An 11,244-nucleotide genomic window follows, 5' to 3' on the forward strand; every position below is an offset into this window, starting at 1 on the left:
CACCTCACGAAGCACGGCCCCCACCGCGACCTTCCGTACCCTCCTGGGTGTAAGCGGGCGTACGCCCTGCGGCCGGTATCGATTCAGTGAGGAATCGCGGGCCTCCTGCCGGACGAAACGGGCCCGAAGTGCGAGTTCGGTGACTGGGGCGACAAGCCGGGGGGTTAGCCTGGTACGCGCGTAATTGGCACATCGAGACAGATAGAGGCGAGTCCCAGCCGTGTCCAGCAGCAGCCCTGCGTCACAGTTCGGCCCCAACGAGTGGCTCGTCGAGGAAATGTACGACCAGTTCCTCGCCGACCCTTCTTCCGTCGACGCCGCGTGGCATGAGTTCTTTGCCGACTTCTCCCCCACGCAAGAACGAAAGCCGGACACGACCGACGCGGCGCCCTCGGCCAACGGCCACGGATCGGCCAAGGCCGCCGCCGCTCCCTCGACCGCCCCGGCCGAGCAGCCCGCGCAGGCCGAACCGAAGCAGGCCGAGCCCAAGAAGGCCGAACCGCAGCAGGCCCAGCAGGCCGCTCCCGCGAAGCCCACGCCCAAGCCCGCACCGCAGCCCGCCGAGAAGGGCGCGAGCTCCGGACAGTCCGGCCAGGCAGCCAAGGCCGAGAAGGCGGACAAGGCCGAGAAGCAGGCGAAGTCCGAGCCGGAGACCAAGGTCCTGCGCGGCGCCGCCGCGGCCATCGCGAAGAACATGGACGCCTCGCTGAGCGTCCCGACCGCGACGAGTGTGCGTGCGGTGCCGGCCAAGCTGATGGCCGACAACCGCATCGTCATCAACAACCACCTCAAGCGCACCCGCGGTGGGAAGATCTCGTTCACGCACCTCATCGGCTACGCGATGATCCGTGCGCTGCACGACTTCCCGAACATGAACCGCCACTACACGGTGGTCGACGGCAAGCCGCACGCGGTGACGCCCGAGCACGTCAACATCGGCCTCGCGATCGACATGAAGGGCAAGGACGGCGCCCGCAACCTCGTCGTCGCGTCCATCAAGAACTGCGAGAACATGTCGTTCCTGCAGTTCTGGCAGGCCTACGAGGACATCGTCCGCAAGGCCCGCAACAACAAGCTCACCGCGGACGACTTCTCCGGCACCACGATCTCGCTGACCAACCCGGGCGGCATCGGCACCAACCACTCGGTGCCGCGGCTGCAGTCGGGCCAGGGCACGATCATCGGCGTCGGTGCGATGCAGTACCCGGCCCACTACGAGGGCACGAGCGAGAAGACCCTCATCGACCTGGGCGTCAGCAAGATCATGACGCTCACGTCGACCTATGACCACCGCATCATCCAGGGCGCGGAGTCGGGCGAGTTCCTCAAGCGCATCCACGAGCTGCTGCTCGGCGCGGACGGGTTCTACGACGACATCTTCACCTCGCTGCGCATCCCGTACGAGCCGGTGCGCTGGGTGTCCGACATCCCCGAGGGCGAGATCGACAAGACTGCCCGGGTGCTCGAGCTGATCGACGCCTACCGGATGCGCGGCCACCTGATGGCCGACACCGACCCGCTGAACTACCGCCAGCGCCGCCACGAGGACCTCGACGTCCTCTCGCACGGGCTGACGCTGTGGGACCTGGACCGCGAGTTCGCCGTCGGCGGTTTCGCGGGCCAGGAGAAGATGAAGCTGCGCGACGTCCTCGGCGTGCTGCGCGACTCGTACTGCCGCACGGTCGGCGTCGAGTACACGCACATCCTCGACCCGGACGAGCGCCGCTGGATCCAGGACCGCGTCGAGATCCCGCACGACAAGCCCGAGCCCACGGTGCAGAAGTACGTGCTGAGCAAGCTCAACGCGGCCGAGGCGTTCGAGACGTTCCTGCAGACCAAGTACGTCGGCCAGAAGCGGTTCTCGCTCGAGGGCGGCGAGACGGTCATCCCGATGCTCGACACGCTGCTGGACAAGGCCGCCGAGCACAGCCTCGACGAGGTCGTCATCGGCATGCCGCACCGTGGCCGCCTGAACGTGCTGGCCAACATCGTCGGTAAGCCGATCTCGCAGATCTTCCGCGAGTTCGAGGGCAACCTCGACCCCGGCCAGGCGCACGGCTCCGGTGACGTGAAGTACCACCTCGGCGCCGAGGGCAAGTACTTCCGCATGTTCGGCGACGGCGAGACCCGCGTGTCGCTGACGGCGAACCCGTCGCACCTGGAGACGGTCGACCCGGTGCTCGAGGGCATCGTGCGCGCCAAGCAGGACATCCTCGACAAGGGTGGCGACGTCGACGGCTTCACCGTGCTGCCGGTGCTGCTGCACGGTGACGCGGCGTTCGCCGGCCAGGGCGTGGTCGCCGAGACGCTGAACCTCTCGCTGCTGCGCGGTTACCGCACCGGCGGCACCGTGCACGTGATCATCAACAACCAGGTCGGGTTCACCACGGCGCCCGAGCACGCACGGTCCTCCCAGTACGCCACGGACGTCGCGAAGATGATCGGCGCGCCGATCATCCACGTGAACGGCGACGACCCGGAGGCCGCCTACTGGGTCGCGCGGCTGGCGGTCGACTACCGCCAGGCGTTCAACAAGGACATCGTGATCGACATGATCTGCTACCGGCGCCGCGGTCACAACGAGGGTGACGATCCCTCGATGACCCAGCCGGGCATGTACGACATCATCGACACCAAGCGCAGCGTGCGGAAGACCTACACCGAGTCGCTCATCGGCCGCGGTGACATCTCCGTCGAGGAGGCCGAGGCGGCGCTGCGGGACTTCTCCAGCCAGCTCGAGCACGTCTTCAACGAGGTGCGCGAACTGGAGAAGCACCCGGTGTCGCCGAGCCCGTCGGTCGAGGAGGAGCAGCAGGTCCCGGCCAACCTGCCCACCGCGGTCACCCGCGAGACCGTCGAGCGCATCGGCGACGCGTTCGTCAACGTGCCCGAGGGCTTCACCCCGCACCCGCGCGTCAAGCCGGTGATGGACCGCAGGCAGAAGATGTCGCGTGAGGGCGGCATCGACTGGGCGTTCGGTGAGCTGCTCGCGTTCGGCTCGCTGGCGCTGGAGGGCCGGCTCGTCCGGTTGTCCGGGCAGGACTCCCGTCGCGGCACGTTCACGCAGCGCCACTCGGTGCTGATCGACCGCAACACCGGCAAGGAGTACGCGCCGCTGCAGCACCTGGCCGACGGCCAGGGCCGCGTGATGATCTACGACTCGGCCCTGTCCGAGTACGCGGCCGTCGGCTTCGAGTACGGCTACTCGGTGGCCAACTCCGACGCGCTGGTGATGTGGGAGGCGCAGTTCGGCGACTTCGTCAACGGCGCCCAGTCGGTCATCGACGAGTACATCTCCTCCGGTGAGGCCAAGTGGGGCCAGCTCTCCGACGTCGTGCTGCTGCTGCCGCATGGCCACGAGGGCCAGGGCCCGGACCACACCTCCGGCCGGATCGAGCGGTTCCTGCAGCTGTGCGCCGAAGGGTCGATGACGGTGGCCGTGCCGTCGACGCCGGCGAACTACTTCCACCTGCTGCGCCGCCACGCGCTCGACGGTGTGAAGCGTCCGCTGATCGTCTTCACCCCGAAGTCGATGCTGCGCAACAAGGCCGCGACGTCGAACGTCGAGGACTTCATCGACGACTCGAAGTTCATGTCCGTCATCGACGACGTGGACGTCGACCCCGCCAAGGCACGCAAGGTGCTGCTCACCTCGGGCAAGCTCTACTGGGAGCTCGTGGCCGAGCGGGCCAAGCGACAGGCCGACGACGTCGCGATCGTGCGCATCGAGCAGTACTACCCGCTGCCGAAGCGGAAGATCGCGGCCGCGCTCGAGCGCTACACCTCGGCCAAGCAGATCGTGTGGGTGCAGGAGGAGCCGGAGAACCAGGGCGCCTGGCCGTTCTTCGGCCTGAACCTGCCGCGCAAGCTGCCCGAGCTGTTCGCGGACCTCGACGTCGTGGCGCGGCGCCCGATGGCAGCCCCGTCGGCCGGCTCGTCGAAGGTGCACGAGGTCGAGCAGAAGGCGCTCATCACGAGGGCCTTCGAGTAAGCCTCACGCAACACGGGGCCCGGCGGATCGCGATCCGCCGGGCCCCGTGCATGTTCGGCACTGGACGTCAGAGGCTCAGCGTCCAGCTGTTCAGCGTGCCCGTGTCGTAGACGAACGAGTCGGTGACCTTCAGGGTCCACTCGCCGTCGACCTCGGTCACGCCGGACAGGTCGACGGTGTAGGTCTCGGTGATGTCGGTGCCCGAGTCGAACGAGGCCTGCTTGAGGGAGAACTCGGCACCGCCCGGAGCGATGAGGTCGAGGGCGATGTCACCGCGGTAGGTGTGGGTGATGTCGACCTCGACGGTCGCCTCGGCCGAGGCGGCGTCGCAGCCGGAGACGGTCACCGTGCTGTCGACCGAGCCGGCGTCGGGGATCGCCGTGACCTCGTCGTTGGTGACGGCCTCACAGGTGCCGGGGTCCGGTTCCGGCTCGGGGTCCGGGTCGGGCGCCGAGCCGTCGGTGACCACGTTCAGCAGCACGTTGGGCGAGCCCGATCCGGGGTTGCCGACGACGCCCTCCGAGCCGCCCGCGACGAGCGCGTCACCGACCTGTGCGGGGGTGGCGTCGGGGTTGGCCGCCAGATAGAGCGCCGCGGCGCCGACGACATGCGGGGTCGCCATCGAGGTACCCGAGATCGTGTTCTCGGAGGTGTCGGAGTCGATCCACGCCGAGGTGATGTCGCTGCCCGGCGCGAAGATGTCCACACAGGAGCCGATGTTCGAGAAGCTCGAGCGCGCGTCGGTCTCGGTGGTGGAGCCCACCGTGAGTCCCTCCGGCACACGTGCGGGCGAGGAGTTGCACGCGTCCGCGCCGCTGTCGTTGCCCGCGGCGAGACCGTAGGTCACCCCGGACGCGATCGAGTTCTGCACCGCGTCGTCGATCGCGGCCGACGCGCTGCCACCGAGGCTCATGTTCGCCACCGAAGGGCCGGAGGCGTTCTCGGTGACCCAGTCGATGCCGGCGATGACCTGCTCGTTGGTGCCGCTGCCCTGGCAGTTCAGCACGCGGACCGCTACCAGGTCGGCGCTCTTGGCCACGCCGTACTCGCTGCCGCCGACGGTGCCCGCCACGTGCGTGCCGTGGCCGTTGCAGTCCTCGGCGTCGCCACCGCTGTCGACGGCGTCGAATCCGGCCGTGGCGCGACCGCCGAAGTCCTGGTGCGACGTCATGATCCCGGTGTCGATGATGTAGGCGGTGACGCCCTCACCCTCGTTCGGATAGGTGTAGGTGCCGTCGAGCGGCAACTCCGCCTGGTCGATCCGGTCGAGGCCCCACGACGGCGGATCGGTCTGGTCGGCCATCGTGTGCACGGTCTGCACCTGCTCGACGTAGTCGACGGCGGGGTTCGCCGCGACCCGCTCGGCCAGCGCCTCCGACATGTCGGCCGAGTAGCCGTTGAGGACGGTCGAGAACGTGTGGTTGACCTCGCCGCCCAGGTCGGCCGCGGTGGTCTGCACCCCGTCCTTCAGCACGACGATGTACTTGCCCTCGACCGCCGTCGCGGACCCGGCACCGAGCACGGTGCCCTCCTGCGGTACCGCGTTGGCGGTCCCCGCCATGCTCAGCGTGACGGCCACGGCGGCGGTACCCGCCCCGGCGAGCACGCCGATCCTGCGTTTGTCGCTACGCACGTTTTTTCCTTCCCTCGCACTTTGTCCGGAATGAACCGAACGGTAAGCGGGAAGGTAGCGAGCGCACATCACCGGCGGATTTCCTGGAATTGCGACGAAAGTCGGGGTTTGCTCCGTTCACCGCAATCACTGCGTCGCGATGGTCCACACCGGTGGCCGCGGCGCGCTCGAGTTGTGACCGGACGGTGCGTTCTCCGTTGCACAGCAGCGGAAAAACCCACCGTTCGGCTCCCGACGAAGGTCTGCCACCAACGTCGCGGGCGGCGCGGAGCAACCGCCCGCGCGCGGCGGAATCAACCCTCGCCGAGCCGTGCCAGGAATTCGTCGGCGATATCCGCAGGATTGCGTTTTCGCTCGGAGAACTCGACGTTCAGCTCGGTGAGTTTCTCAGTGGTGAGTGCGGCCGAGACCCGGTCGAGCGCCGCACGTTCCGGTTTCGACAGTGACCCCTCCGCGGCCAGCGGAACGATGTTCTGGGCGGGGAACATGTGGCGATCGTCGTCCAACGGCACGAATCCGTTGGCACGCACGGACGCCGACGTGCTGAACATGTTCGCCACCTGGACCTCGCCCGAACGCAGCGCCTCGACGGTGACCGGGCCGCCCGTGTCCGTCGTGCGGATCTCGGCGAACTCGCAGCCGTACAGCTTCCGGATCTGCCCGCGCCAACGGTCCGCCCACTGCCCCGGCCCGCCGAAGACGAGCCGATCGCACCGCGGAGCGAGGTCGGAGATGCTGCGGACGCCCTGTGCGGCCAGATCGCCTCGTACGACGAGCATGTCGGTGTTCTGTGCGGGCGAGGCGGTCAGTACCTCGAGCCCGTCGGGAAGGGCGCCCGGCAGTTCGCGCGAGACCTCCTCCGACGTCGTCGCGCCGGTGTTCTCGTCGAAGTAGCGCAGCAGGTTGCCGCTGTAGTCGGGTGCCAGGGTCAGCGACCGGTCCTGCAGCGCCTGTACGAGGACCTCACGGCCACCGACCGGCGGGCGCACCGTGACGTCGTCGGCACCGGCACTGCGCAGCGCTCCGGCGTAGATCTCGGCCAGCAGCAGGCTTTCGCCGACGTCGGAGGCGCCGATGACGATGCGCCCTTCGTCGCCGCCCTCGGCTCCGCCGCGCAACGGGTTTCCGCAGGCGGCCACCATCAGGACCGCCACGCACACGGCGACGATCCCGCGCAGACGGCCCGGTGGGTGTGCGCCGCTGCGCCGCGTCCCGCTCATGTGCTCCCCTTCGACGTCGCGAGTTCGGCCAGGCGTACCCCGCGTGGTACGAGGACGCGCTGGAGTCCCGCCAGCAGCAGGTCCAGCACGACGGCCAGGGCCGCGGTGAACACCGCACCGGCGACGACCTCGCCGTAGTCGAGGATGGCCAGCCCGTCCATCAGGTAGCGGCCGAGCCCGCCGAGTCCGACGTAGGCCGCGACCGCGGCCGTCGCGACGAGCTGCAGTACCGCGTTCCGCACTCCGCCGAGCAGCAGCGGCAACGCGATCGGCACCTCGACCTGCCACAACCGCTGCATACCGCGCATGCCGACCCCGCTCGCCGCGTCGGTCACGTGCGGATCGACCGCCTGCACCCCCGCGTACGCGCCCGCCATGATGGGCGGCACCGCCAGCACGACCAGTCCGACGAGCGCTGCCGGTGTGCTGTCGGCCAGCAGCAGGAAGAACAGCGTGACCACGCCGAGAGTGGGCAGGGCGCGCACGATGTTGCCGGTGCCGACGAGCAGCACCGCGCCGCGGCCGGTGTGCCCCACCAGCAGTCCGACCGGCACCGCGATGACGAACGCGACGGCCAGTGCCAGCGCGACGTAGCCGACGTGTTCGGCCAGTCGGGTGGGCACGCCGCCGGGACCGCTCCAGTTCGCCGCGTCGCCGAACCACGCGAACGTCTCGGGAATCATGCCTCGACCTCCTCGGCGTGGGCCGGATCCCGCGGTGCCGGCCGCTGCCACGGGGTCAGGAACCGGCGCAGGGCCACCAGCAGCAGGTCGACCACGAGCGCGAGCACGAGCGTCAGCACGACACCGACCACGATGGGTGCGTAGTACTCCCGCTGGAAGCCGTCGGTGAACAACCTGCCGAGACCACCGACACCGATCAGGGCGCCCACGCTGACGAGGCTGATGTTGCTCACCGCGGCGACCCGGACGCCCGCGGCGAGCACCGGCACGGCCAGGGGCAGTTCGATCCCGAAGAACCGCCGCGCGGGCCGATAGCCCATCGCCGTCGCCGAAGCCGTGACGGCCTGCGGCACCGCGTCGAGCGCGTCGAGCATCGGGCGCACCAGCAGGGCCGCGGTGTACAACGACAACGCGATGACGACGTTGACGCTGTCGAGGATCGTGGTGCCGATGATGCCCGGGATCACCACGAAAAGGGCGAGCGACGGAACGGTGTAGACGAGGTTGGCGACGACGCCGAGCGTGCCCCGCAACGACGGTCTGCTGCGCCCGAGCCACCCCGCCCCCACGGCGAGCACCGTGCCGAACACGATCGGCAGCAGTGCCAGGTAGCAGTGCTCGGCCAGCCCCGACCACAGCTGGGCCCGCGTGTTGGCGCTGCCGAGGTAGGTGCCGAGCTCGTCGACGAGGCTCATGTCGCGCCCACGCTCTCGGGATGCCGCTCGATCACGTCGAGCACGTGGCGCGAGGTGACGACGCCGACGACCGCGCCCGCGTCGTCCACGACCACGCCGAGACTCGCGGGCGAGGACAATGCGGCGTCGAGCGCGCCGCGCAACGAGGTTCCCCTGCGGTACAGCGAACCGCCCGCGACGAGGTCGGCCTCCGTCAGCGCTCCATCCACTGTGGACCCCGGCTCGAGCCAGCCGCGCGGGCGGTGGTCGTCGTCGACCGCGAGGCGCCACCGGTCCGAGGTCCCCGGCGAGGATCCGATCGCCACGGTGGCCGTCTCCTCGGGCTCGAGACCGTCGGCCGACAGGAACGACAGTCCGCGATAGCCGCGATCCTTGCCGACGAACCCGGCCACGAAGTCGTCGACCGGATGGCGCAGCACCTCGGACGGCGTGCCGTACTGCGCGAGCCGGCCGCCCACCCGCATCACCGCGACGCGGTCACCGAGCCGGACGGCCTCGTCGATGTCGTGCGTGACGAACACGATCGTCTTGCCGAGACGCCGCTGCAGGTCGATCAGTTCGTCCTGCAGCCCCTCCCGTACCACCGGGTCGACGGCCGAGAACGGTTCGTCCATGAGCAGCACCGGCGGATCGGCCGCCAAGGCGCGCGCCACGCCGACCCGCTGCTGCTGGCCCCCGGACAGCTGCGCCGGGTACCGCGACCCCAACTCCGCGGGCAGACCCACCGTGTCGAGCAGTTCGCCCGCCCGGCGCCGCGCCGCCCTCCTGCTCCAGCCGGACAGCAACGGCACGGTCGCGATGTTGCCGAGCACGGTCCGATGTGGAAACAACCCGGCGTGCTGGATCACGTAACCGATGCCGCGGCGCAGCTCGGCCGGGTCGATGTCGCGCACGTTGCGCCCGTCCAGCAACACCTCGCCGTCGGTGGGTTCGACCATTCTGTTCACCATGCGCAGCGAGGTCGTCTTGCCGCACCCCGACGGGCCGACGAACACCGTCATGCTGCCGTCGGGCACGGTCAGCGACATGTCGTCGACCGCGACCGCCCCGCCCTCGTAGCGTTTGGTGACGCCGCGGAACTCGATCGTCATCGTCGTCTCCTGCTCCCCTCGCCCCGCGTCGGTGACCCGCACGTCCGAAACCCCGCACCGGGACACTGCGCTGTGAGCCGCGTGACCGGGTCCGCCCGACCGTAACCGACCGGACCGACAGAACCGAGCCCTTCGAGCTCGGCCGGGCGTCCGCTCCGCTGCTCAGGGCCTCTAGGGTGGGCGCCATGAACTCGGTGCGTCAGGTGTTCGGCGTGGACGCGAAGTCGCTGCGGCACGCCATCGCGTTGCTGTCCGAACGGCAGTGGCTGTTCGACGACCTGGTGCGCGAACTCGCCGCTCCGCGGCGCACCGTGGAGGAGTTGCTGCAGGCTCTCGGGGACGACCTGGAACGCGACGGCGACCGGGTGCGCCTGCGTCCGGATACCGCGGGCGCCTACCGCGAGCACGCGGGCAGTCCGCACGCGACGGACGGACTCGCGAAGGAGGTCGAGCGGCACATCGCCCACGTGCCGCCGCCGCTGCCCGCGCTCGACCACGTGCAGGCGACCGCGGACACGGTCGTACGCCGCGCCAGGTGGCTCGACGAGCACTACGACCTGCGCACCACCAGGTTGACCTTCCTCGGCGACCACGACCTGACCTCACTGGCGGTGCGCGCGTTGCGGCCCGAGGCGGACCTGACCGTGATCGACGTCGACGACCGGATACTCGACTACGTCGACCGGCAGAGCTCGCGCACCATCCACACCGTCCACGCCGATCTGCGGTTCGGACTTCCGCTGTCGGTCATGGGCAAGGCCGACGTCGTGTTCAGCGATCCGCCCTACACGCCCGAGGGGATGGCGCTGTTCGCCACGCGCGGGCTCGAGTGCCTCGCCGATCCGCCCGCGGGCAGGCTCGTGCTCGCCTACGGCTACAGCCCGCGGCATCCGGCGCTCGGGCACCGCACGCAGCGCGCGCTGATCGGACTGGGGCTGGCGTTCGAGTCGATCGTCCCCGGTTTCCACCGCTACAGCGGCGCGCAGGCCATCGGCAGCGCCGCGGACCTCTACGTCTGCCAGCCGACCACGAAGGCCCGCAAGGGTGGACGCAAGACCAGCAAGCAGACGATCTACACGCGCGGTGCGCAGTCGCTCGAGGCGGGCGAGACCACGCCGGAACTGCTGGAGGCCCTGCGCGGCCTGGCAGGCCAGAACGGTCTGCGGGTCGAGGAACGCGGCGCCGACTGGACCAAACCCGTCGCGACGAAACCGGGCACGGCCGTGGCCGTCGATCTCGGCGCGGACCCGGGGCCCTGGCTGCTGCGCATTCTGCTGGGCGTGAACGCCGACCGGGTCGCGGTGCTGCTGCCCAACTCGCACCCCGACCTCGTGGACGCGGCCGCACAGCGCGCGCTGACGGGGCTGATCGCTCCCAAGTACCGGCTGCGGCTGCTGCGCAGCACCCCGGACAACACGCACGCGGTCGTCGTGGCCGAGCCGCCTGCGAGCGCGACGGGCAACACCGACGCCGCCGCGCGCGCCGTACTCACCCGCGCCCACGCCCGACTGGGCAATATCTGGCCCGACGCCCCCGACGACGTCGCCGACCAGCGACTCATCGACCTCCCACGGCACCGCGTCGCCGAGGTCCGCACCGAACTGGGCGACTGAGCCGCCCCGAACACTGCCCCCGAGGGCCCCATGGTCGCGTTCAACGCAGCCATGGGGCCGTTGGGTGCGCTCACCCGTCGCCCGACCACCGCCCCCAAGGACGCGCTGACGCGCGGCAGTGTTCAACCGTTCAACGCCGCCATGGGGCCGTTGGTCGCGCTCAACGCAACTATGGGGCCCTCGGGAGCTCCGAACACAGTGGTGCCCCCGAGGGCGGTTGGGCGGTTTCCAGGGGTCCTCGCAACACCTGATGGCTAGTTGGTCGTCAGTAGATCACGCAGACGCTCGGCTGGGGTATCCCAGTCGAGCGTCTTGCGT

At 69.8% G+C, this 11,244-nt stretch carries 7 protein-coding genes; 2 read left to right on the top strand and 5 right to left on the bottom strand.

Annotated features, from left to right (window positions below; genetic code table 11):
* The first annotated feature begins 220 nt into the window (after positions 1 to 220).
* A complete protein-coding gene (locus tag IF64_RS0116890) occupies positions 221 to 3,991 on the top strand; it encodes a multifunctional oxoglutarate decarboxylase/oxoglutarate dehydrogenase thiamine pyrophosphate-binding subunit/dihydrolipoyllysine-residue succinyltransferase subunit (protein WP_030533098.1) in 3,771 nt (1,256 codons plus the stop codon).
* 67 nt (positions 3,992 to 4,058) lie between these two features.
* Here the strand turns inward: IF64_RS0116890 and IF64_RS0116895 are convergent, their stop codons facing one another.
* The 5 genes from IF64_RS0116895 to IF64_RS0116915 all read right to left on the bottom strand — a co-directional run bounded on the left by IF64_RS0116895 (position 4,059) and on the right by IF64_RS0116915 (position 9,313).
* Positions 4,059 to 5,552 carry a S8 family peptidase gene (locus tag IF64_RS0116895; RefSeq protein WP_145600781.1) on the bottom strand — a complete coding sequence of 498 codons (1,494 nt, stop codon included), beginning with the start codon at positions 5,550 to 5,552 and terminating at the stop codon, positions 4,059 to 4,061.
* A gap of 365 nt (positions 5,553 to 5,917) precedes the next feature.
* Positions 5,918 to 6,766, bottom strand: coding sequence for an ABC transporter substrate-binding protein (locus IF64_RS0116900; RefSeq protein ID WP_246134902.1), 849 nt, complete (start codon positions 6,764 to 6,766; stop codon positions 5,918 to 5,920).
* 74 nt (positions 6,767 to 6,840) lie between these two features.
* The gene (locus IF64_RS0116905; RefSeq protein ID WP_030533101.1) at positions 6,841 to 7,527 is read right to left on the bottom strand and encodes an ABC transporter permease; all 687 of its coding nucleotides are present in this window, start codon (positions 7,525 to 7,527) and stop codon (positions 6,841 to 6,843) included.
* Positions 7,524 to 8,222: an ABC transporter permease gene (locus tag IF64_RS0116910; RefSeq protein WP_030533102.1), complete on the bottom strand. Its 699-nt coding sequence runs from the start codon at positions 8,220 to 8,222 to the stop codon at positions 7,524 to 7,526. Before IF64_RS0116910 ends, IF64_RS0116905 begins: the two co-directional genes overlap by 4 nt.
* Positions 8,219 to 9,313, bottom strand: a complete 1,095-nt coding sequence (locus tag IF64_RS0116915) for an ABC transporter ATP-binding protein (protein ID WP_030533103.1) — start codon at positions 9,311 to 9,313, stop codon at positions 8,219 to 8,221. The genes IF64_RS0116910 and IF64_RS0116915 overlap by 4 nt, the downstream gene beginning before the upstream one ends.
* A gap of 185 nt (positions 9,314 to 9,498) precedes the next feature.
* Between IF64_RS0116915 and IF64_RS0116920 the strand changes: the two genes are divergently transcribed.
* Entirely contained in the window at positions 9,499 to 10,926 is a 1,428-nt protein-coding gene (locus IF64_RS0116920; protein ID WP_030533104.1) for a bis-aminopropyl spermidine synthase family protein, read from the top strand.
* Positions 10,927 to 11,244: the final 318 nt, after the last annotated feature.

Origin of the sequence: Prauserella rugosa, assembly GCF_000719975.1 — a bacterium.
In the GTDB taxonomy this organism is placed as follows: Bacteria; Actinomycetota; Actinomycetes; order Mycobacteriales; family Pseudonocardiaceae; genus Prauserella; species Prauserella rugosa.

Excerpts from the sequence above, each read along its gene's own strand:
- IF64_RS0116910 (WP_030533102.1), bottom strand. The coding sequence starts at position 8,222 with ATGAGCCTCGTCGACGAGCTCGGCACCTACCTCGGCAGCGCCAACACG.
- IF64_RS0116920 (WP_030533104.1), top strand. The coding sequence starts at position 9,499 with ATGAACTCGGTGCGTCAGGTGTTCGGCGTGGACGCGAAGTCGCTGCGG.
- IF64_RS0116895 (WP_145600781.1), bottom strand. The coding sequence starts at position 5,552 with ATGGCGGGGACCGCCAACGCGGTACCGCAGGAGGGCACCGTGCTCGGT.
- IF64_RS0116915 (WP_030533103.1), bottom strand. The coding sequence starts at position 9,313 with ATGACGATCGAGTTCCGCGGCGTCACCAAACGCTACGAGGGCGGGGCG.
- IF64_RS0116900 (WP_246134902.1), bottom strand. The coding sequence starts at position 6,766 with ATGGTGGCCGCCTGCGGAAACCCGTTGCGCGGCGGAGCCGAGGGCGGC.
- IF64_RS0116905 (WP_030533101.1), bottom strand. The coding sequence starts at position 7,527 with ATGATTCCCGAGACGTTCGCGTGGTTCGGCGACGCGGCGAACTGGAGC.